The sequence below is a fragment of the Kitasatospora sp. NPDC005748 genome (genome assembly GCF_040630735.1).
GTDB lineage: Bacteria > Actinomycetota > Actinomycetes > Streptomycetales > Streptomycetaceae > Kitasatospora.
On sequence record NZ_JBEXYD010000004.1, the window covers coordinates 1 to 21,066 of the forward strand.

18 protein-coding genes and 1 tRNA gene are annotated in these 21,066 nt (G+C 74.4%); 8 read left to right on the forward strand and 11 right to left on the reverse strand.

Annotated elements, in window-relative coordinates; all coding sequences use genetic code 11:
* Positions 1 to 1,032: cation transporter (locus tag ABZ495_RS04630; RefSeq protein ID WP_359834404.1), on the reverse strand; the 1,032-nt coding region annotated here is incomplete at its 3' end.
* Between the two features lie 69 nt (positions 1,033 to 1,101).
* Entirely contained in the window at positions 1,102 to 1,320 is a 219-nt protein-coding gene (locus ABZ495_RS04635; protein WP_329489908.1) for a cation transporter, read from the reverse strand.
* A 246-nt stretch (positions 1,321 to 1,566) separates the two neighbouring features.
* Here ABZ495_RS04635 and ABZ495_RS04640 point away from each other — a divergent pair, with 246 nt between their 5' ends.
* Positions 1,567 to 2,739, forward strand: a complete 1,173-nt coding sequence (locus tag ABZ495_RS04640; RefSeq protein WP_359834406.1) for a PP2C family protein-serine/threonine phosphatase — start codon at positions 1,567 to 1,569, stop codon at positions 2,737 to 2,739.
* A 19-nt stretch (positions 2,740 to 2,758) separates the two neighbouring features.
* On the opposite strand, the gene dhaL is transcribed toward ABZ495_RS04640, so the two are convergent.
* Positions 2,759 to 3,388, reverse strand: coding sequence for a dihydroxyacetone kinase subunit DhaL (gene dhaL / locus ABZ495_RS04645; protein ID WP_359834408.1), 630 nt, complete (start codon positions 3,386 to 3,388; stop codon positions 2,759 to 2,761).
* Positions 3,389 to 3,404: 16 nt separating this feature from the next.
* Positions 3,405 to 4,400, reverse strand: coding sequence for a dihydroxyacetone kinase subunit DhaK (gene dhaK, locus ABZ495_RS04650; RefSeq protein WP_359810432.1), 996 nt, complete (start codon positions 4,398 to 4,400; stop codon positions 3,405 to 3,407).
* Between the two features lie 159 nt (positions 4,401 to 4,559).
* Between dhaK and dhaM the strand changes: the two genes are divergently transcribed.
* The gene (dhaM, locus tag ABZ495_RS04655) at positions 4,560 to 4,952 is read left to right on the forward strand and encodes a dihydroxyacetone kinase phosphoryl donor subunit DhaM (protein WP_329489912.1); all 393 of its coding nucleotides are present in this window, start codon (positions 4,560 to 4,562) and stop codon (positions 4,950 to 4,952) included.
* Positions 4,953 to 5,014: 62 nt separating this feature from the next.
* On the opposite strand, the gene ABZ495_RS04660 is transcribed toward dhaM, so the two are convergent.
* Positions 5,015 to 6,730, reverse strand: coding sequence for a bifunctional 3'-5' exonuclease/DNA polymerase (locus ABZ495_RS04660; protein ID WP_359834410.1), 1,716 nt, complete (start codon positions 6,728 to 6,730; stop codon positions 5,015 to 5,017).
* A 168-nt stretch (positions 6,731 to 6,898) separates the two neighbouring features.
* Here ABZ495_RS04660 and ABZ495_RS04665 point away from each other — a divergent pair, with 168 nt between their 5' ends.
* The gene (locus tag ABZ495_RS04665) at positions 6,899 to 8,923 is read left to right on the forward strand and encodes a M3 family metallopeptidase (protein ID WP_359834413.1); all 2,025 of its coding nucleotides are present in this window, start codon (positions 6,899 to 6,901) and stop codon (positions 8,921 to 8,923) included.
* 95 nt (positions 8,924 to 9,018) lie between these two features.
* On the opposite strand, the gene ABZ495_RS04670 is transcribed toward ABZ495_RS04665, so the two are convergent.
* Positions 9,019 to 10,494 carry a cellulase family glycosylhydrolase gene (locus tag ABZ495_RS04670; RefSeq protein ID WP_359834415.1) on the reverse strand — a complete coding sequence of 492 codons (1,476 nt, stop codon included), beginning with the start codon at positions 10,492 to 10,494 and terminating at the stop codon, positions 9,019 to 9,021.
* A 78-nt stretch (positions 10,495 to 10,572) separates the two neighbouring features.
* The gene (locus tag ABZ495_RS04675; protein WP_359834417.1) at positions 10,573 to 11,205 is read right to left on the reverse strand and encodes a TetR family transcriptional regulator; all 633 of its coding nucleotides are present in this window, start codon (positions 11,203 to 11,205) and stop codon (positions 10,573 to 10,575) included.
* 305 nt (positions 11,206 to 11,510) lie between these two features.
* Here ABZ495_RS04675 and ABZ495_RS04680 point away from each other — a divergent pair, with 305 nt between their 5' ends.
* Complete coding sequence (locus ABZ495_RS04680) at positions 11,511 to 12,734, forward strand: acyl-CoA dehydrogenase family protein (RefSeq protein WP_329489917.1); 1,224 nt, start codon at positions 11,511 to 11,513, stop codon at positions 12,732 to 12,734.
* A gap of 63 nt (positions 12,735 to 12,797) precedes the next feature.
* Here the strand turns inward: ABZ495_RS04680 and ABZ495_RS04685 are convergent, their stop codons facing one another.
* Together ABZ495_RS04685 and ABZ495_RS04690 are read right to left on the reverse strand one after the other, a co-directional pair.
* On the reverse strand, positions 12,798 to 13,607 hold the full coding sequence (locus ABZ495_RS04685; RefSeq protein WP_359834419.1) for an enoyl-CoA hydratase/isomerase family protein: 810 nt from the start codon (positions 13,605 to 13,607) through the stop codon (positions 12,798 to 12,800).
* Between the two features lie 89 nt (positions 13,608 to 13,696).
* On the reverse strand, positions 13,697 to 14,395 hold the full coding sequence (locus tag ABZ495_RS04690) for a TetR family transcriptional regulator (protein ID WP_359810450.1): 699 nt from the start codon (positions 14,393 to 14,395) through the stop codon (positions 13,697 to 13,699).
* 222 nt (positions 14,396 to 14,617) lie between these two features.
* On the opposite strand from ABZ495_RS04690, the gene ABZ495_RS04695 reads away from it, so the two are divergent.
* Entirely contained in the window at positions 14,618 to 16,090 is a 1,473-nt protein-coding gene (locus ABZ495_RS04695) for an MFS transporter (protein WP_359834421.1), read from the forward strand.
* Between the two features lie 98 nt (positions 16,091 to 16,188).
* On the opposite strand, the gene ABZ495_RS04700 is transcribed toward ABZ495_RS04695, so the two are convergent.
* Entirely contained in the window at positions 16,189 to 16,737 is a 549-nt protein-coding gene (locus ABZ495_RS04700; RefSeq protein WP_359810455.1) for a GNAT family protein, read from the reverse strand.
* 95 nt (positions 16,738 to 16,832) lie between these two features.
* On the opposite strand from ABZ495_RS04700, the gene ABZ495_RS04705 reads away from it, so the two are divergent.
* Positions 16,833 to 17,462 (forward strand): TetR/AcrR family transcriptional regulator, encoded by a 630-nt coding sequence (locus ABZ495_RS04705; protein WP_359834423.1) that lies wholly within the window; start codon positions 16,833 to 16,835, stop codon positions 17,460 to 17,462.
* A 315-nt stretch (positions 17,463 to 17,777) separates the two neighbouring features.
* Here the strand turns inward: ABZ495_RS04705 and ABZ495_RS04710 are convergent.
* A tRNA-Arg gene (locus ABZ495_RS04710) sits at positions 17,778 to 17,850 on the reverse strand.
* A gap of 636 nt (positions 17,851 to 18,486) precedes the next feature.
* Here ABZ495_RS04710 and ssb point away from each other — a divergent pair.
* Together ssb and ABZ495_RS04720 are read left to right on the forward strand one after the other, a co-directional pair.
* A complete protein-coding gene (gene ssb, locus ABZ495_RS04715) occupies positions 18,487 to 19,038 on the forward strand; it encodes a single-stranded DNA-binding protein (RefSeq protein WP_359834425.1) in 552 nt (183 codons plus the stop codon).
* Between the two features lie 348 nt (positions 19,039 to 19,386).
* Complete coding sequence (locus ABZ495_RS04720) at positions 19,387 to 20,856, forward strand: Cys-Gln thioester bond-forming surface protein (protein WP_359834427.1); 1,470 nt, start codon at positions 19,387 to 19,389, stop codon at positions 20,854 to 20,856.
* Positions 20,857 to 21,066 lie beyond the last annotated feature (210 nt).

A 21,066-nucleotide genomic window follows, 5' to 3' on the forward strand; every position in this document is an offset into this window, starting at 1 on the left:
GACGACGAGGCGGCCGCCGGCGTTGAGGGTGGCGCCGGTGACGGTGTCGCCGACGGTGACCTCGACCGGGACGGACTCGCCGGTGAGCATCGAGGTGTCCACCGCGGAGGAGCCCTCGACCACGGTGCCGTCCGTCGCGATCTTCTCCCCCGGACGCACCACGAACCGCATCCCGGGGGTCAGCCGGTCCACCGGCAGCCGGACCTCGACGCCGCCGCGCAGCACCGCCACGTCCTTGGCACCCAGCCCGAGCAGGGCGTGCAGCGCGGCGCCGGCGCGGCGCTTGGAGCGGGCCTCCAGGTAGCGGCCGAAGAGGATCAGCACGGTGACCGCGGCGGCCGTCTCCAGGTACAGGGTGGAGGAGGCGTCGGTGGCGCCGATCGACAGCGAGAACTCGTGGCGCATGCCCGGCATCCCGGCCCGGCCCCAGAACAGGGCCCAGCACGACCAGCCGAAGGCGGCCAGCGTGCCGAGCGAGACCAGGGTGTCCATGGTCGCGGCGCCGTGCTTCAGGTTGGTCCAGGCGGCCCGGTGGAACGGCAGCCCGCCGTAGACGACGACCGGGCCGGTGAGGGCGAAGGCCAGCCACTGCCAGTTGGCGAACTGCAGGGACGGGATCATCGACAGCATGACCACCGGCACGCTGAGGACGGCGCTGATCAGCAGCCGGTCCAGCAGCGGGTCGGCCGCGGGTTCCGCCGTCGCGGGGGCCGGCCCGGCGGGCGCGGCGGCCGGTTCGACGGCCGGCGGTGCGGGGAGCTCGGCGGTGTAGCCGGTGTTCTCGACGGTGCTGATGAGGTCGGCGACGCTCACCGCCGGTCCGAAGTCGATCCGGGCCTTCTCGGTCGCGTAGTTGACCGTGGCCTCGACGCCCTCCATCCGGTTGAGCTTCTTCTCGATCCGGGCCGCGCACGCTGCGCAGGTCATCCCGCCGATCGACAGCTCGACGCGGTCGCGTACCGGGGCGGTGCCGTCCTGGTCACGCGGGCCGCTCGGGCCGGCGGCGGTGGTGGCCGGGGTGGCGGTGCTCATGCTGATCAGCTCCTTGGGGAGGGCGTACGGCGGGGGCCGGGGCGAGCGGCCCCCGCCGCGCCGCGGGGCTCAGACGGACCGGCCGACCAGCTCGTAGCCGGCCTCGTCGACGGCCGCGCGGACCTGGTCGTCGTCGAGCGGGGCGGCGGAGGAGACCGTCACGGTGCCGGCCTTGGCGTCGGCCGCCACCTGGGTGACGCCGGCCAGCGCGGTGAGCTCCTTGCTGACCGAGCTCTCGCAGTGGCCGCAGCTCATGCCGGTCACGGTGTAGGTGATGGTGCTGGACATCGGGGCCTCCGGGAGGTCTGTTCGGCCGCGGGCGTGCGCCCGGGCTCCCACTCTTGATGACACCATACCCCGGCGGGGTATTCCCTGAAGGGGGTGGTGTGGTGCGGATCGCATCGGGGACGCGGTCCGACAGCAGAGCGTATGCGCCCGGACACGCTGCGCCCGAATCCGCGCCGCGCGGCGGGCGCGTCCGGGGCGGCCGCCTCCCGGGGGGTGCGGACGATGAGCGTCCGTTATGTTCGAGAGGTGTTCCCGATCCGCCGAGCCCAATCGCCCGCGGCCCCCACCGCCACGGGACTGCCGCCGGAGCGGCGGCGCGGCGCGCTGCTGGCGGCCGACCTCCAGGACGTACCGCTCTGGCGCCGGGCGAGCCCCGCGCTGATCGCGATCGTCCTGGTCGGGCTGGCCGACCTGTTCTCCGGCAAGGACCGCTACCTCGCCCCGCTGATGACGGTCGTCCCCACCATCGCCGCGCTCACCCTGCGGCCGCTCGAACTGCTGATGGTCTGCCTGCTCGGCCTGTTCGCGGTCTTCGGCCTCAGCCACTACGACGAGGTCGACAACGTCAACGACGAGCGCTTCCTCTACGGCGCGATGGTCAGCTATCTGCTGCTCACCGTGTTCTCCGCCTGGGTGGCCAAGATCCGCATGCGGCGGGCCGCCGCCTTCGCGGCCGTCAGCTCCGTCGCGGAGGCCGCCCAGCGCGCGCTGCTGCGGCTGCCCGGACCGGTGGTCGGTCCGCTGCACCTGGCCGTGCGGTACGTGTCCGCCGCCGACGCCTCCCGGATCGGCGGGGACCTCTACTCCGTGCTGGAGACCCCGCACGGCACCCGGGTGGCGGTCGGCGACGTCCGCGGCAAGGGGCTCGGCGCGGTGCAGACCGCCGCCGTGGTGCTCGGCTCGTTCCGGGAGGCGGCCTACGACGAGGCCGGGCTGCGCGGGGTCGCGGCGCGGATCGAGGCCAGCGTCGAGCGGCACGCCCCGGACGGGGAGTTCACCACCGCGCTGTTCGCCGAGTTCCGGGTGCCGGGCGTGATGCAGCTGCTGCAGTACGGGCATGTCCCGCCGATCCGGGTGGACCACGACGGCGGCGCGCACGTGCTGCACGCGCCCGACCCGTGGGTGCCGCTCGGGCTGGGCCGGCTGGCCGTCGGCGAGCCGACCACCTGGGAACAGCCGTTCGGGCCCGACGACGTGCTGGTGCTCTGCACCGACGGCGTGATCGAGGCCCGGCACCGCGAGCACGGCGACTTCTACCCGCTGGCGGAGCGGGTCGGCCCGCTGGTCCGGGGCGCGGCCCGCTCCGCGACGGAGCTGGAGGCGGCGGTCGGCCGGGTCTACGCCGACCTGCTGGAGCACACCGGCGGGGAGCTGCGCGACGACGCGCTGCTCCTGCTGATCTCCCGGACGGACCGGTAGGGCCGGAGCCGCTCCGGGGCTACTCCGCGCCGACCACCTCCGCCAGGGCGCGGAAGAGCAGGGCGGTGGAGGTGGCGCCCGGGTCCTGGTGGCCGACGCTGCGCGGGCCCAGGTAGGAGGCGCGGCCCTTGCGGGCCTGGAGCGGCACGGTGGCCAGCGCGCCCTGCTCGGCCGCGTCCGCCGCGGCCCCGACGGCCCGCGGCAGGTCGGCGCCGGCCGCCACCGCCTCGGCGTACGCGGCCAGCGCCGGGGTGTAGGCGTCGACGATGGTCTTGTCGCCCGGCTCCGCCTTGCCGAGGGCCTGGACCGCCCGCAGCCCCTCGGCCAGCGCCTCGCCGAAGGCGACCGGGTCGGCCGGCCCGGGCAGTGCGGCGCCCAGCGCGCGGAAGGCCTTGCCGTACAGCGGGCCGGAGGCACCGCCGACCTTGGAGATCAGCGTGCTGCCCGTTTTGCTCAGGACCGCCCCCGGGCTGTCGGGGGCGAGCGAGTCCAGTGCGGTGAGCACGGCGGTGAAGCCGCGCCGCAGGTTGCTGCCGTGGTCGCCGTCGCCGATCGCGGAGTCCAGCTCGGTGAGCCGCCCCTGTTCCTCGTCGACCGCGGCCGCGATCGCGCGGACCCAGGCCTCGGCCAGTGCGGTGTCGAAGTCCATGACCGTCCCTCCTCCGTCAGGCCCGCTTGAGGGCGGGGGTGTCCACCGGGGCGTCCCAGAGCTCCAGGAACCGGGCGTCGGCCTTGGTCAGGGTGAGTGAGAAGCCCGCCATGTCCAGGCTGGTCACGTAGTTCCCGACCAGGCTGCGGGCCACCGTGATGCCGCGCTCGGCGAGCCGGGCGGCGACCTCGCCGAAGACGACGTACAGCTCCAGCAGCGGGGTGCCGCCGAGGCCGTTCAGCAGGGCGATCACCTCGTCGCCGGCGCTCAGGTGGTGGTCGGCGAGCACGGTCTCCACCACCTCGGCGGCGAGCTCACGGGCCGGACGGAGCTTCTCGCGGCGGCGGCCGGGCTCGCCGTGGATGCCGACGCCGACCTCGATCTCGTCCTCCGGCAGGTCGAAGCCGGGCTTGCCGGCGGCCGGGGTGGTCGCGGCGGTCAGCGCGATCGCGAACGACCGGGAGGCCGCGTTGACCCGGGCGCCCATGGCGGTGACCTCCTCCAGCGCGGCGCCGCGCTCGGCCAGCGCGCCGGCGATCTTCTCCACCAGCACCGTCGCGCCGGTGCCCCGGCGGCCGGCCGTCCAGGTCGAGTCCTCGACCGCGACGTCGTCGTCGACCAGCACCGTGCGGACCTCGATGCCCTCCTCGGTGGCGAGCTCGGCGGCCAGCGCGAAGTTCATCACGTCGCCGGTGTAGTTCTTGACGACGAAGACCACCCCGGCGCCGGAGTCGACGGCCTTGGCGGCGGCCAGCATCTGGTCCGGCACCGGGGAGGTGAAGACCTCGCCGGGGCAGGCGGCGTCCAGCATCCCCGGGCCGACGAACCCGCCGTGCAGCGGTTCGTGGCCGGAGCCGCCGCCGGAGACCAGGGCGACCTTCGACGCCGCCGGGCGGACCGCGCGGGTGATCACCCGATGCGCGATGTCCACCGTCAACTCCCGGTGGGCGGCGGCGATTCCGGCCAGGGCGTCCTCCAGGACGCTCTCCGGGGTGTTGATCAGCTTCTTCACAGCGCTTCGCTCCCTCGGCAGACGGTGCTGACCCGACGCTACGCCAGACGGGGGTGCCCGGCACGGGGTGCGACACGCCCCCGGGCGGCCCGCGGTACGACACGCGGGGCCGGCCGGCCCCCTCCCGCGGAGCGCCGGGGCGGTCGTAGGGTCGGCGGTATGAGCGACTACGTGGGCATCGTCCTGGTCTCGCACAGCGCACAGCTCGCCGCCGGGCTGCGGGAGCTGCTGGCGGAACTCGCCTCCGGTGCGGTGCGGGTGGTGGTGGCGGCCGGGACGGAGGACGGCGGGCTCGGGACCAGCTACGACCTGATCGCCCGGGCCGTCACGGAGGCGGACGGCGGAGCGGGCGTGGTGGTGCTGGCCGACCTCGGCAGCTCGGTGCTGACCGCCGTCACGCTGCTGGAGGACGAGCCGCGGCCCGGGGTGGTGCTGGTGGACGCCCCGTTCGTGGAGGGCGCGGTCGCGGCCGCGGTGACGGCCTCCACCGGGGCGGGCGTCACCGAGGTGGCCGCGGCGGCCGAGGAGGCGCGGGCGTTCCGCAAGCTGTAGCGGGCGGCCTGCGCGGCCGGCGCCGGTGCGCGGCCGGTCCTGGGCGCGCGGGCCGGCCCCGGCTACTTGGCGTCGGCGTAGCAGTCCACCACGGCGGTGGTGAGCGGGAACCGGACCGGGGTGTCCCCGAAGACCAGCCGGCGGGCCTCGTCGGCGGACTCGGCGACGGCGGCGGCCACCTCGTCGGCGAGGTTCGCCGGGGTGTGCACCACCACCTCGTCGTGCTGGAAGAACACCAGGTGCGGCCGGTCGTCCGGGCCGGTGGCGGGCAGCGCGTTCAGCCGGCGGCGCAACGCCGCGAGCAGGGCGAGCGCCCAGTCGGCCGCACTGGCCTGGATCACGAAGTTGCGGGTGAAGCGGCCCCGGGCCCTCGCCGAGCGGCCGCCGGCCTCCCCGGCCGTCTCCGGCGCCTCGGTGAGGTCGAGCCAGTCGGCCGAGGGCGGTGGGCAGGCCCGGCCGAGCCGGGAGGCGACCACACCGCCGTCCTCGCCGGTCCGGGCGGCCGCCTCGACGTAGCCCATCGCGGCCGGGTAGCGCCGGCGCAGGGTGGCGAGGAGCACGCCGATGTCCCCGCTGGTCTGGCCGTACATGGCGCCGAGCAGACCGAGCTTGGCCTTGTCGCGGTCCCCCTGGAAGGCGGAGGCGGCCAGTGCCTCGTAGAGGTCCCCGCCGGCGGCGGTGCGGGCCAGGCCGGCGTCCTGGGAGAGCGCGGCCAGGACGCGGGGCTCCAACTGGGCGGCGTCGGCGACGACCAGCAGCCAGCCCGGATCGGCCACCACGGCGCGGCGCAGGATGCGCGGGATCTGCAGCGCGCCGCCGCCCCGGCTGGCCCAGCGGCCCGAGACCACGCCGCCGACCACGTACTCGGGGCGGAACCGGCCGCCGCGGGCCCAGGCGTCCTGCCAGGCCCAGCCGTGCGCGGCGTGGATCCGGGAGAGCTCCTTGTAACGGATCATCAGCGCGGCGGCCGGGTGGTCCACCGCCTTCAGCTCCCAGGAGCGGGTGGAGCCGAGCTGGACGCCCCGGTCGGCGAAGGCGCGCAGCACCTGGCTGTGCGAGTCGGGGTTGAACGGCCGGCCGCCGAGGGCCTCCTGGAGCTCGACGGCCAGCTCGGCGAGCAGCCTGGGCTGGGTGCCGGGGACGGTCGGACGGGGGCCGAGCAGCTCGGTGAGCAGCCGGTCGTGGACGTCGGTGCGCCAGGGCAGGCCGTCGTGCGCCATCTCGGCGGCCACCAGCGCGCCGGCCGACTCGGCGGCGACCAGCAGCCGGAACCGGGCGCGGTCACCCGGCTCGGCGATCGCGGCGAGCCGGCGCTGCTGCTCGGCGTGGACGGCCGCCACGGCGGCCAGCGCGTCGGCCCCGGGCGGGAGTTGCAGCCGGTCGGGGGCGAACAGGGTGTCCTGGCCGTCCCCGGAGTCGGCGGAGCCGGGCTCGGGCAGGTCGGCCGGGACGGGCCGCCCGTTCAGCCGGGCCCAGGCGGCGCCGAGCGAGCGGGGCGCGCCGAACCGGCCCTCGTACGCCAGCAGCAGGGCCTCGGTCAGCCGGAGGTCGTGGCAGCGGGAGAGCCGGTCGGGCAGCCGGGGGAGCAGCGGCGCGTAGGCGCTGTCGGCGGCCGCCCAGACCCAGCGCGGGTGCTCGGCGGCCTCCCGCTCGGCGACGGCGGCCGCGAGGTCCGCCACGGCGGCGGGCGGCCCGAGCGGGGCCCCGGCGTCGTCGAGGGGCAGCAGCCGGCCGCCGGGGCCGTGCGGGTCGGGGACGAGGGCGATCCGGGGTGCCACGGGGGCTCCTCCTCTCGGGCGTACGGGCTGCGGACCTCGACGGTAACCGGTGGGTACGACAACCGGCGCAGGCGCGCGTGCCGATCCGTGCGCCCGTGCGCCGACGGTGCGCCGCCCGCCGGGCCGGACGCGTGTGCCCGGCCGTTGCCACGGCGTAGGGTCGGCGAAATGACCGAGAACCCGTTCTTCAAGCCCAGCGCCCTGGTCTACGAACTGCCTCCTTTCGCCGAGATCCGGGAGGAGCACTACCTGCCCGCGTTCGAGCGCGGGATGGCCGAGCAGCTCGCCGAGATCGCCGAGATCGCCGCCAACCCGGAGCCGCCGACCTTCGACAACACCCTGATCGCGCTGGAGCGCTCGGGTGCGCTGCTGAAGCGGGTCCGGGCGGTCTTCGACAACCAGGTCTCCTCGGACACCACCCCGGGCGTGGACCGGCTGGACACCGAGATCAGCCCGAGGCTGGCGGCCCACCGGGACGCGATCCACCTGGACGCCGCGCTGTTCGCCCGGATCGAGGAGCTGCACGGGCGACGGGACGGGCTCGGCCTGGACGCGGAGTCGCGGCGGCTGCTGGAGCGCCGGCACACCGCCTTCGTCCGGGCCGGCGCCCGGCTCGGCGCCGCCGACCAGCGGCGGCTGCGCGGGCTGAACGCCGAACTGGCCGCCGGCGCCTCGGCGTTCCGCCGCAACGTGTCGGCGGACTCGAAGGCGCGGGCGCTGGTGCTGGACTCCGCGGCCGAACTGGCCGGGCTCTCGCCGGACGCGATCGCCGGCGCGGCCGCGAACGCCCGGGCGCTCGGCCACGAGGGCAAGTACGTGCTGAACCTGAAGAACTTCTCCAACCAGACCGAGCTGGCCTTCCTCACCGACCGCTCGGTGCGCGAACGCCTGCTGGCGGCCTCGCTGGGCCGGGCGGCCGACGCCAACGGCCCGCTGGCGATCCGGATGTCCGCGCTGCGCGCCGAGCGGGCCCGGCTGCTGGGGTACGACACGCACGCGGCCCACGTGGTGGCGGACGAGACGGCCGGCACCGTCGAGGCGGTCGACGCGCTGCTGACCCGGCTGGTGCCGCCGGCGGTGGCCAACGCGCGGCGGGAGGCGGTCGAGCTGGCCGCGGCGGCGGCCGTCGACGGCGTCCAGGAGATCGCCGCGCACGACTGGGCGTACTACTCGGAGCTGGTCCGGCAGTCCTCCTACCAGGTGGACGCGGCCGCGCTGCGCCCGTACCTGGAGCTGGAGCGGGTGCTGCGCGACGGGGTCTTCTTCGCCGCGAACCTGGCCTACGGGGTGACCTTCACCGAGCGGCCGGACCTCCCGGCGTACCACCCGGACGTGCGGGTCTTCGAGGTGTTCGAGGAGGACGGCGGCTCGCTCGGCCTCTTCCTCGCGGACTTCCACGCCCGGGCGTCCAAGCGCGGCGGCGCCTGGATGGACGAACTGGTCACCCAGTCGCGGCTGCTGGGCCGGCGGCCGGTGGTGATGAACAACCTGAACGTGCCCCGCCCGGCCCCGGGCGAGCCGGTGCTGCTCTCCTGGGACGAGGTGCGCACGCTGTTCCACGAGTTCGGCCACGCGTTGCACGGGCTCTTCTCGGACGTGCGCTACCCGTACTTCGCCGGGACGGACGTGCCGCGGGACTTCGTGGAGTTCCCCTCGCAGGTCAACGAGATGTGGATGGTCCGGCCCGAGGTGCTGGCCAACTACGCGAAGCACCACGTGACCGGCGAGCCGCTGCCGGCCGAGCTGGTCGAGCGGATGGCGGCGGCCGACGGCTTCGGGCAGGGGTTCCGGACCGTGGAGTACCTGGCGGCGGCCCTGCTGGACCTGGCCTGGCACACCGTGGCGCCGGGCCAGGAGATCGCGGACGCCGAGGAGTTCGAGGCGCAGGCGCTGGCGAAGGCCGGGCTCGCGGTGGCGGCGATCCCGCCGCGCTACCGGACGGCGTACTTCTCGCACATCTTCGCCGGCGGGTACAGCGCGGGGTACTACGCGTACATCTGGTCCGAGGTGCTGGACGCGGAGACGGTGGACTGGTTCGAGGGGAACGGCCGCGGGGTGCGGGAGAGCGGCGAGGTGTTCCGCCGGGAGCTGCTCGCGCGCGGGGACAGCCGGGACCCGCTGGACTCCTTCCGGGCGGTGGTCGGGCGTGACCCGCGGACCGGGCCGCTGCTGGCCCGCCGCGGTCTGGCCTGAGCCGGTTCGAGCCCGGTAGGAGCCCGGTGCCGGGCCTCGCGCGGTGGCCCGTCCCGTGGTCCCGGGTTCTCGTGGTCGGGGCGGGCCACCGGGCCTCAGCGGGGCGTGACGGTCACCGTGACCGGGGTGCCCGGGCGGGTGTGCGGCAGGCGGATCCGGGCGGTGCCGGCCCGGCCGCCGGCCGGCTGGTCGACCTCGACCCGGGCCGCCGGCGTGACGGTGATCCGCGCACCGGCCGGGAAGGCGGCGGCGGGCAGCACCAGGTCGGTGGTCCGGCCGCTGCCGTCGGCGTTCCAGCGCACCAGGTGCCCGCCCGCCGCGGCGCCGGTGCGCACGGCCGTCCCGGCGACCGCCGCCGGGTAGGGGCCGAAGACCGGCTCGTCGCCGGGGGCGGGCCGGCCGGCCGGATCGAACGCGCAGTAGCCGCCGTTGCCCCGGCACCAGTACCACATCGTCCAGCCGGCGGCGAAGCCGTCCATGGCGGCGACCTGGCGGCGGACCAGCTGGGAGTTGCCCGGGGTCCGCGCGTCCGGCGGCCCCCACTCGCCCACCAGGACCGGCAGGCGGTGGGCGGCGGGGTAGGCGGTGATCGCGGCGGTGTAGTTCTCGACGAAGCCGCCGGAGGGGTCCCAGTCGGCGCCGCCCTCGACCGTGGTGTCGTAGAAGTGCGGCGCGTAGCCGAGCCGGGGCGCGCCGGGGCGCGGGTCGCCGAAGCCGGGCAGCCGGGTGGGGACGCCCTGGCCGACCAGTACCGTCGGCTCGACGAACAGCCAGGCGCGGGAGTCCACGCGGCGCACGGCCCGGATCAGCCGGCGGTACATGTCGGCGAGCCGGCCCTCTTCGAGGGCGGCGGAGGAGGCGGCGAGCACGGCCGGGTCGGTCGGGTCGCCGTCCACCGGGCCGAACGGCTCGTTGAACAGGTCGTAGCCCAGCAGCGAGCGGTGGCCGCGCAGTTCGCGGGCCAGCCGGGTGTAGAAGTCGGCCTGCCAGGCGCGCAGGTCGGGGTCGTCGTAGAGGTGGCGGAAGGCCGCCTGGACGGCGGGCTGGAAGTAGCCGGCGAACCAGTCGTCCGGGTCCGGGGTGAACGGCAGGCCGTCGTCGCGGGTGGCCCAGAGCGGGACGCCGCGGTCCCCGCCGCCGAACTTGGGCCCGTAGACGTCCTGGTGGAAGTCGACCAGGGCCAGCACGCCGTAGCGGTCGGCCCAGTCCAGCACCCGCTGCACGCGGTGCAGTTCGGTCGGGTCGAGGTGCCCGCGGACGGGCTCCAGCCTGGTCCAGGAGACGGCCACCCGGACCAGGGTGAAGCCCTGGGCGGCCAGGGACGCGACGTCCTGCTCGGTGGCCTCGGCGTACTTGTCGAGGTTGAAGCCGCGGAGCCGCAGCCGGCGGCCGGTGGCGTCGGTGAGGTCGGTGGTGCCGTCCGGCGCGGTGGCGGTGCCGGTGGGGAACCCGGCCCGGAACGGGGCCGGTGACCGGGAGGCGTCCGGCGACGCGGCCAGGGCGGGGGTGGGGGCGGCCAGGCCGGCGGTGGCGGCGAGTAGGAGGGCAACGGCGGTGCGGCGCAAGCGCATCGGTACCTCGCGGGATCTCGCGGAGCGTGGGGGGGCGGGGCCCGATGATGCCCGAACTGGCATGCACAGCACAAGAGTTCAGCCCGACGACGGGTCCTGCGCCGGAGCCGGCAGGGCGGCGGTCGGCAGGTCGGCGGCGGCGGCCAGCCGGCCCCAGAGGAGGTCGGCGAGCGCCTGCACCATCCGGGTGCGCGAGCACGGTCTGGACTCCAGCCACCAGTCCCCGGCGGCCAGCACCATGCCGGTGATCCCCCGGCCCCAGGCCTCCGCGAGGAGTTCCCGGTCGGCCCCGAGGTCCACCTGGCTCTGCACGGCCCGGGTGATCTCCTGGGCGATCTGCCGCAGCGCCGGGGCGAGCGCGTTGCCGACGCCGGACGGGTCGCCGGGCTCGGGGTGGGTGAGCAGCCGGTAGACCTGCGGGCGGGCCTCGATCCCCGCGAGGTAGGTGTCCAGCACGTGCTCGACGCGGTCGCGGCGCTCCAGCGGTTCGCTCAGCGCGGCCCGTACGGCGGCCAGCAGGCCGCTGGTGTGGCGTTCGGTCAGTGCCCGGATCAGGCCGTTCCGGTCGCCGAAGTGGCGGTAGAGGATCGGCTTGGTGATCCCGGCCTCGGCCGCGATGGCGTTCATGCTGGCGCCCGGGCCCTCCCGCTGGACCACCCGGTCGGCGGCGTTGAGCAGCTGCTCCCGGCGGGGTGCGTCGGAGGGCGGCATGAGGTCTCCTGGCGGGTCTGGCCGACGGGGGTTGCGGCTGCGGGGTGGTGCGGGCGCGGTGCGGGCGGTCGGGTGGAGCGGTCGGGTGGAGCGGTCGGGGGCGTACGGGGGCGTGGCGCGGGGCAGGCGTGCCGCGGAGCTGCCCGGCGGGGGCGTCGACGGCCCCGGGGCGTTGACATTCCTACCTATGAGTAGCAGACTCCCCGCGATGTTACCCCCGGTAACACCTGTCCGACACCCCCACTGCCCCGCCTTGCGTCCGCCGCCCCGCCGGGCGGCGAGGGGCCCCTTCGACCGGAGGCATCATGAGCACGTTCTCGCTGGACCCGGGTGCGGACCAGCTCGCCGTACGCGACTGGCTGCACGGCTTCGCCGCCGACGTGATGCGCCCCGCCGCGGCCGAGTGGGACGAGCGCGAGGAGACCCCCTGGCCGGTCATCCAGGAGGCCGCCAAGCTGGGGATCTACTCCCTGGACTTCTACGCCCAGCAGTACTTCGACCCCTCCGGCGTCGGCATCCCGATCGCCATGGAGGAGCTGTTCTGGGGCGACGCGGGCATCGGCCTCTCGATCGTCGGCACGACGCTGGCCGCCGTCGCCGTGCTCGCCAACGGCACCGACGAGCAGATCGGCACCTGGGCGCCGCAGATGTTCGGCACCCCGGACGACCTCAAGGTGGCCGCCTTCTGCTCCTCCGAGCCGGACGCCGGCTCCGACGTGTCCGCGCTGCGCACCCGGGCCGTCTACGACGAGGCCAAGGACGAGTGGGTGCTGAACGGCACCAAGACCTGGGCGACCAACGGCGGGATCGCCGCCGTCCACGTGGTGGTGGCCGCCGTCGACCCGGCGCTCGGAGCGCGCGGCCAGGCGTCCTTCGTGGTGCCGCCGGGCACGCCCGGGCTGAGCCAGGGCCAGAAGTTCAAGAAGCACGGCATCCGCGCCTCGCACACCGCCGAGGTGGTCCTGGACGGCGTCCGACTGCCGGGGCACTGCCTGCTCGGTGGCAAGGAGAAGCTGGACGAGCGGCTGGCCCGGGCCCGCGAGGGGGCCAAGCGCGGCGGCGGCCGGGGCAACGCGGCGATGGCCACCTTCGAGGCCTCCCGGCCGGCCGTCGGGGCGCAGGCGATCGGCATCGCCCGCGCCGCGTACGAGGTGGCGCTGGACTACGCGAAGACCCGGGTGCAGTTCGGCCGCCCGATCATCGACAACCAGGGCGTGGCCTTCCAGCTGGCGGACATGAAGACCCGGATCGACGCCGCCCGGCTGCTGGTCTGGCGGGCCTCCTGGATGGCGGCGAACAACCAGCCGTTCACCGCCGCCGAGGGCTCGATGTCCAAGCTCTACGCGGGCGAGACCGCCAAGTGGGTCACCGCGCAGGCGATGCAGATCCTCGGCGGCAACGGCTTCACCCGCGAGTACCCGGTCGAGCGGATGCACCGGGACAGCGCGATCTACTCGATCTTCGAGGGCACCAGCGAGATCCAGCGGCTGGTGATCGCCCGGGCGATCTCGGGGATGCCGATCCGCTGAGTGCGGCGGGGCCGGGCGGCGCGACCGGCGGGTGCGCCCGTGCGTCCGTCCGGCCCGGGCCGGTCAGAACCGGGGCGGCCGGCCCTCCAGGAAGGCGGCGAGACCCTCGCGGACGTCCGGGGCCTGCCGGGAGCGGCGCTCCCAGGGGTGCAGCGCCTCGGCGGCCCGCTCCGGCGGGACGGCCAGCGCGGCCTTGACCGCGCCGATGGTCTGCGACGAGCGGGTGGTCAGCAGCCGGGCGAACTCCAGCGCCCCGGCGTCGAGTTCGGCGCCCGGCAGGACCCGGTCGGCGAGACCGAGCGTGAGGCACTCCCGGCCGGTCACCAACTCGCCGGAGAAGAGCAGGTACTTGGCCCGCGACGGGCCCACCAGCCGGGCCAGCCGAAGGGTCGGCACCGCCGGGTAGACCACCCCGAGCTTGGCCGGGGTGATGCCCAGCCGGGCGTCCTCGGCGACGAACCGCAGGTCGCAGGCGACGGCCAGCTGACAGCCGCCGCCGACGCAGGCGCCGTGCACCACCGCGACGGTCGGATGCGGGAAGTCCGCCAGCGCCTCCTCGGCCGCGACGTTGACGGCGTGGTAGTCGTCGGCGCGGTCCGGGTCGGCGTAGATCCCGGACAGTTCGGCGATGTCCGCGCCGGCGCTGAAGGTGCCGCCCGCGCCGGTGACCAGCAGGGCCCGCAGACCGGGCTGCTCGGCGAGCCGGAGCAGGACCTTCGGCAGGGCCTGCCAGATCGCCAGGGTGACGGCGTTGCGCCGGTGCGGCCGGGCGAACTCCAGCACCGCGACGCCGTCCTCGCCGGTGTAGGCGTGGAGGCCGTCGACGTGGGTGGGCAGCGGGGAGCGGTCCCGCGTGAGCAGCGGCTGGTCCATGCGCACCTCCGGAGTTCGTGGTGCGGACACTCTCTCAGGCGCGGCCGCGGCCCTGTCGGGCGGACCGTCCGCCGCCGGGCGGCGAACGGTCAGGCGGGCCGGGTGCCGTAGTCGCCGAGGCCGTGCTCGGCCAGGTCGAAGCTGCGCCGGGCGTTCTCCAGGGCCTCCGGCAGCACGTCGGCGGCCCGTTCGCCGGCCAGCATCCGGCGGTGGTTCTCGTTGGTCAGCGCCAGCCGGACGCTCATCAGCTGGGCGGCCGCGACCTGGGCCCGGAGCCGGTCGCCGGCCGGGTCCTGGGCGAGCAGCTCGGCGGCGAGCAGCTCGTTCGCCGCCCGGCCCCACGCGGTGGTCGCGCGCAGGGTCAGTGCCGGTGTCCGGTGGATCAGGCGGATCACGTCGAGCACGAAGCGGTCGTCGCTCAGACCGGTGGCCGGGTCGAACCGCTCCAGGCCCGCCGCGAACCCGGCGCGCAGCGCGGCCACCGCCGAGACGCCCGGGGCACGGTCGCGGACCGCCTCGGCGGCCTCGCCGGTGTGCCGCTCCATCGGGCTCATGACCAGGTCTTCCTTGGACGGGAAGTAGTTGAAGACGGTCATCTTCGAGACGTCGGCCGCGGCGGCGATCTCGGCGACCGACACCTCGTCGAAGCCGCGCTCGGCGAAGAGGGCGATCGCGCTGTGCCAGATCCGACGGGCCGTCTGGCGCTTCTTGCGCTCGCGCAGGCTCAGTGCCGCGTCCGCGGCCGCCTCCACTGCCTCGGGCCCGGTGGTCGTGCTGCGCTCTGCCATGGCATGACTGTACCAGGATCAAAGATTGACCGGGCTTAATGATGGACTGCGGCGAACCATTGACTCCAGCAAACAATTGACCGGGTCAAAAATACCTGCCATGGTGAGGGCGTGCCGCCGAGCCGCACCTGTCCGGTGCGGTCCGGTCCGTAGCCGAATGCCCGAATTCCGCGATCCCCGGGGGGACTTCCCATGGCCGCCACCGCGCCGGCAGCAGCTCTGATGACGGAGCCCCAGCGCAAGCTGGGCATGCTGCTCTGCCTGATCACGATCGTCCTGGCGGTGCTCGACATGAACATCGTGTCGGCCGCCACCGTGCCGATCGTCCAGGACCTCGACCCCGTCCACGGCGTCGACCGACTGCCCTGGCTGGTGAGTGCCTTCGCCCTGGCGGCGACGGCGCTGCTGCCGCTCTACGGCAAGCTCTGCGACCTCTACGGTGCCAAGCGGGCACTGCTGGGGGCGGTCGGCGTCTTCCTGCTCGGCTCGGCGCTCTGCGGAGCGGCCCAGTCGATGACCGAGCTGATCGCCTTCCGGGCGGTCCAGGGCATCGGCGGCGGCGGGCTGATGAGCGTGACGATGGTGGTGATGGCGCAGCTCAAGGACCCGGACGACGCCAAGGGCGGCGGTGGCGGCGTCGGCGGCATCGTGGGCGGCGCGGGCATGGCCGTGGGCCCGCTGATCGGCGCGCTCCTGGCGGACCACCTCGACTGGCGCTGGATCTTCTACATCAACCTGCCGCTCGGCCTGCTCGTCCTGGTCGGCTCCGCGCTCGTGCTCAAGCTTCCGCGTTCGGCCGGCCGGCGCGGCCTGGACTTCCCGGGCGCCGCCCTGGCGGCCGCGTTCGCCACCGGGCTACTGCTGGTGACCGAGTGGGGCGGCAAGACCTACGCCTGGACGTCGCCGGAGATCCTCGGTCTGGCCGCCGCCACCCTCGCGGCCCTCGGCCTCTTCCTGTGGCGCCAGGCCACCGCCGCCGAGCCGGTCCTGCCGCTCTCGCTGTTCCGCATCCCGGAGATCCGGATCGGCTTCGCGGTGCAGGGGCTGGTCGGAATGGGCCTGATGGGCGCGATCATGTACGTGATGCTGTACCTGCAGGTGGCCCGCGGGGTCGCCGCGACCTCCGCCAGCCTCTATCTGATCCCGATGGCGCTCGGCATGACGGCGGTCGGTCTCGCGGCCAACCGGTTCGCCGCACGGGGCTGGTCGGTCCGGGCGATCCTGGCCTCCGGCGCCGCCTGCGCCACGGTCGCCCTGCTGCTGCTCGGGCTGAGCGGCCCGGAGACCTCGCTCTGGCTGGTGCGGGCCGAGCTCGTCCTGCTGGGCCTCGGCCTCGGCCAGTTGATCGGCCGCCTCATCACCGTCGTCCAGGAGGCCGCCCCGGCCCACCAGCTGGGTGTCGCCACCACCGGTGTCCGGTTCTTCCAGACGCTCGGCAGCGCGCTGGGCGCCGCGCTCTTCGGTACCGTGCTGGCCCGGGTCTTCGACAGCGGCGAGCCCGGTACCGCGCTCGGTGCGGTGGGCCGGCTGACCGGCGCCGCCAGGACGCACGCGGTGCACAGCTTCATCGGCGCGGTGGACGTGGTGTTCCTCTCGGCGGCCGGGGTGATGGCGCTGGTCCTCGTCCTGGCCCTGCGGCTGCGCCCGCGCCCGGTGCCCGAGCCGGCGGCGCAGGGGCAGGCACTGGCCGCCTGAGCGGGAGCGGTACGGGGTGGGAGTGGTGCGGCGCGGGAGTGGTGCGGCGCGGGGCCCGGTGGACGACCGTCCACCGGGCCCCGCGCCGTGCGCCGCCGTCAGCCGGTCGGCTGCCACTCGTGGGCGAGCAGCGACCAGATCTCGGAGTCCTGGTGGACGCCGTTGACCAGGTACGACTCCCGCATGACACCGTCCAGCCGCATGCCCAGCCGCTGCGCGAGCGAGCGGCTGCGGAGGTTGGTCGGGCTGGTGTGCCACTCCAGGCGGTGCAGGCCGCGGGTGGTGAACGCGTAGTCGACCAGGTGGCGGACGGCGGCGCCCACCAGGCCCCGGCCCTCGCCGGCGGGCTCCGTCCAGACGCCGATCTCGGCGACCCCGGCGACGGCGTCGAAGGAGACGAACATCGTGCCGCCGACCAGCGTGCCGTCCAGCCAGATGCCGTAGAGCCGGCCGGCGTCGGCGGCCTGCCGGTCGGCGTAGCCCTGCAGGGTGGCGCGGGCCGACGCCAGGTCGGTGGAGCGGTGGGCCCAGGTGATCCACGGGTTCATGTGGTCGCGGGCGCGGTCCATGTGGGTCAGGAACTCGGTGGCCTGCCACGGTTCCAGAGGGCGCAGTTCGGCACGGTCGGCGAGCGGGACGGCGAACATCGGCGGGCCTTTCGGGCGGGGCCGGGTGTGGGAGCGGGGCGCGGCCCGGCCGTTCCGGCATGCATAACAAACGTTTGGTAGGTACCATACCGCTTATGACACCAGCCCGGGGAGACCATGAAGCCCGCCGCGAGGACGTCTCCGAGGCGGTCTGGCGGGTGCTCTCCTCGCGCGGCTTCGAGGGGCTGACGCTGCGTGCGGTGGCCTCCGAAATGGGCGCCTCCACCGGTTTGTTGACGCACTACTTCCCCAACAAGCGGGCGCTCGTGGCACACGCCCTCGACGTACTGGACCGGCGTTCCCAGCAGCGGCCGCGCCGGACCGCCCCGGCGGACGGCAGCCCGCCGCCGCCCGCCGGACTGCCCAGGCTGCGGGCGGCTCTGCTCGACATCCTTCCGCTGGACGGGGCCGGCACGGCCGGCAACCGGATCTGGGTCGGCTCCTGGGACGTCGCGCTGGCCGACCCGGAGCTGGCCGCCGCGCACGCGGCCCGCTACGGGCGGGCGCGGGCGCTGCTGGCCGAGTCGGTGGCCGCCGCGCAGCGGCTGGGGGAGCTGCCGGACGGCGTGGCCGCCGAGCAGCTCGCCGCGGGGGCGCAGGCCTTCGCGCTGGGGCTCGTGGTGCAGGCGCTGTTCGCCCCGGCGGAGTTCCCGCCCGAGCGGCAGGTGGCGCTGCTGGACGCCTATCTGGCGGGGCTGCCCGGAGCGGCCGCCGGCCCGGGTTGAGCGGAGCCGAGCGGGACTTCGCGGTGCTGAGTGGCGCTGAGCGGGACTTCGCGGTGCCGGGGACGGCCCGCAGCTGCCGTCCGGATCGGCACCGGAGGCGAGGGGCGCGGCGGCCCCGGGGGTGTTGTCTGATTCGCCCGTTGTTTCCGTTCGGGCCGTACGACCGGTTCGTGCCGGTGTTTCCCCCGGTGTCGTTTCCGCCCCTGCCACGACACGCATTGTCACGGGCTATGCGCGTTGGGTACACGGGATTATCCGGCGGTCCGGCCGGGCAAAGCCCTCGCCGAGGGCGTGGCCTGCGGGAATTCGGTGCGGTGCCCCCAGCAGGATTCGAACCTGCGACCTACCGCTTAGAAGGCGGGTGCTCTATCCGCTGAGCTATGGGGGCGGGACGGACGGCGCCCTGATGGGCGTGACCGTTGCCGGGATCGGGCGACGAGCGCGCGGGGCGCCCGCTGTCCGGCCCCGTGCCTGAGGGTGGGGTGGGGGTTGGCGGGGCCTTGCCCTGTCGGGGACAGGATAAGGGTGTCCAGAACCTCGGCCGGGTGTAACAACACCGTCGCGGGTGTGTCGGCTTCGGTGGAGCGGTCCGATAATCGCAGGTGACGGCCGTGCGTGCAGCGGTCTGGCCCGCTTCGGCGCCGGACGTTGTGCAGTCGTTACGGGGCTGCCGCCCCACCCGTTATGGATTCGGCACGGAGAAACTACCGGTCTCGGCGCGGGTGGGGGGCCGTATTCGGGTTCGTTCGGTCGGATGACGTGGGCGGACGGCCGGGCAGGCCACCCCTGGGGGTGCGCGGGTACGGCGGGAAGCGGGGCGTTTGTTGTCATGGCCCCGTAGAAGCCAGGCCGAAAGTAGGACCGGAAGGGCCGAAATTCACCCCTGTGAGTGACACCGGTTTTCCACAGGGCCGACTTGTCCACAGGATTTCCGATCTGCCTGGTGCGGATTTTCCGGGAAGCGCACTCTCAACTCGCGCCGGTCGATTCCGTACGGTGCATCCGGGAGAACGGAGCGTGTTCTGTGAACGAGACCCAGGTGACGGTCATCGGCAATGTCGCGACCGAGGTGAGCTGCACGCGGACGGCGGACGGGGTGGCGGTGGCCAACTTCCGGCTGGCGTCGACGGAGCGCCGGTACGACCGGCTGCGGGAGGCCTGGGTGGACGGCGAGACGCAGTGGGTGACGGTGACGGCCTGGCGGGCGCTGGCCGCTCATCTGATCGGCTCGCTGTCGAAGGGTGATCCGGTGGTGGTGAGCGGGCGGTTGAGGGTCCGGGAGTGGATGGACGGCGAGGCGCGGCGCAGCAGAGTCGAGATCGACGCCCGGTCGGTCGGGCACGACCTCAGTCGTGGCACCGCCGTCTTCACATGGGGTGCGGCCTCGCGGGCGGAGCCGGCGGAGGGCCGGGAGGTGTCCGTGGGCGAGGCGGTACCGGGCTGGATCGCGGACGCACTGCAGGCGCGGAGGGCGGCGGTCGGCCCGCCGGTGGCACCCCTGTTGGAGGTCGCCGGGGTAGGGGCGCGGGTGGACGGCGGAGGAACGGAGAGTGACGCCCTGGCTTCTTCGGTCTGACCGTCGACCGGTCTCAACTGTCGACAAATATGTTGATCGAGACGGTTGTTGTGCCCGCGCGTGCAAACACCGGACCGGTTAAGTGAAAGATCGGGAGTTTCTGGCTGATCGTCAGCTTGTGTGGATGATGGGAGCATTGATAACGATACAGATACGGAATCGTCCTGATTTCGCATGGGGGTTTGCGCGCCTCCCTGGCTCAATAGGATTCGTCTGGTTCACACACGTGCAGCGGCGCCACAGGGGGCGCGGCAATGCAAGGCGGGCAGCCCATCGGCATGGCCCGGCCCGGAGGGATCCCAGATGTTCCAGAGGCAGGGGCGGAGTCTTCCGCGCATAACCACTGTCATGCTCACGACCAGCGTAGCGCTGGGTGGGAGCCTGCTCGCAGCCGGTGCGGCGGCTGCGGCCGACGCACCGGGTGCGGGCGTCACGGCGGTGATCCAGCCGACCATGCAGAGCGAGGAGATCGCCATCGAGGGCGGTCACTCCGTTCAGGGCGGTCTGTTCACCCTCAAGACGGCCAACGGCGAGCTTCGTACGTACTGCATCGACATCGACCACCCGGTCAACATCGAGAGCAGGGTCGAGTACCAGGAGTCGGACTGGAAGTCGAGCTCGCTCGGCCGCAAGGAGAAGGCTCAGGACGCCGCCAAGATCCGTTGGATCCTGGAGAACTCCTACCCGCAGGTCACCGACCTCAAGAAGCTGGCCGACGCGGCCGGCATCAAGGACGGTCAGCTCACCGCCGACGACGCCGCCGCGGGCACCCAGGCCGCGATCTGGAAGTTCTCCGACGGCAAGAACGCCACCCCGGTCGACGCGCAGGCCAAGAAGCTGCGCGACTACCTGGTCAGCGACGCCAACAAGGGCATCGCGGCCGAGCCCAAGCCCTCGCTGAGCCTCACGCCGGACTCGGTGTCGGGCAAGCCGGGCAACAAGCTCGGTCCGTTCACCATCAACACCAGTGCCTCCGAGGTGAAGCTCGCGCTCTCCGGCGACGCCGCGGACAAGGCGAAGCTGGTCGACAAGGACGGCAAGCCGGTCACCGGCCTGACCGGCCCGGTCGCCAAGGACACCCAGCTGTTCCTGGACGTGCCGGCCGGCACCCCGGACGGCACGGCCACGGTGACGGCCTCGGCCGAGACCGTCGTGCCCAACGGCCGGGTCTTCCTGAGCAAGGGCTACACCCCCGAGAAGCACAGCCAGACCATGATCCTGGCCGGCTCCACCAAGCTCAGCGTGGTGGACGCGGCCAAGGCCGCGTGGAAGGCCGGCAAGGGCCCGCTGCTGGACAGCAACGCCCAGGTCGAGTGCGACTCCAACGGTGTCCGCGTCAACGTCGCCAACGGCGGCGACGAGGCGGCCTCCGTGACCGTCGCACCGGGCAAGACGGTCACCGTCCAGCCCGGCAAGATGGAGAGCGTGCTGGTCCAGGTCAACGAGGACACCGCCTACGACATCAAGGTGACCGGCCCTAACGGCTTCACCAAGGAGTTCAAGGGCATCCTGGACTGCAAGGTCACCAGCGTGACCACGCCGACCGCCACCCCGTCGGCCGGCACCAGCGCCACGGCCACGGCCACGCCGACCCCGAGCGGTACCGGTACGCCGACCGCCGCTCCGTCCAGCTCCTCGGCGCACCCGGCCCCGGCCGCCAGCAGCCCGGCTCCCGGCACCACGGGCGGCCTGGCCGCCACCGGTGGTAACGACGCCACCCCGATCCTCGCCGCCGTCGCCGGTGGCCTGGTCGTGGCGGGCGGTGCCGCGGTCTTCGTCCTGCGCCGCCGCGGTCGCCACGGTCGCAGCGCCGCCTGAGGCAGCGCCGCACCGGTACTGAAGTAGTACTGAACGCAGTGAAGGGCGCCCGGCCTGCTCCGGCAGGGCGGGCGCCCACCACCCGGCCCGGTTCCCCGCACTCGCTGCGGGGAACCGGGCCGCGGTGCGTCCGGCGGGGCCGCGCCGGGCGGTGGTGGCCGGGGCCGGCGCGGGCGTCCGGGGCGGGATACCGGCGGGATACCCCAGTGG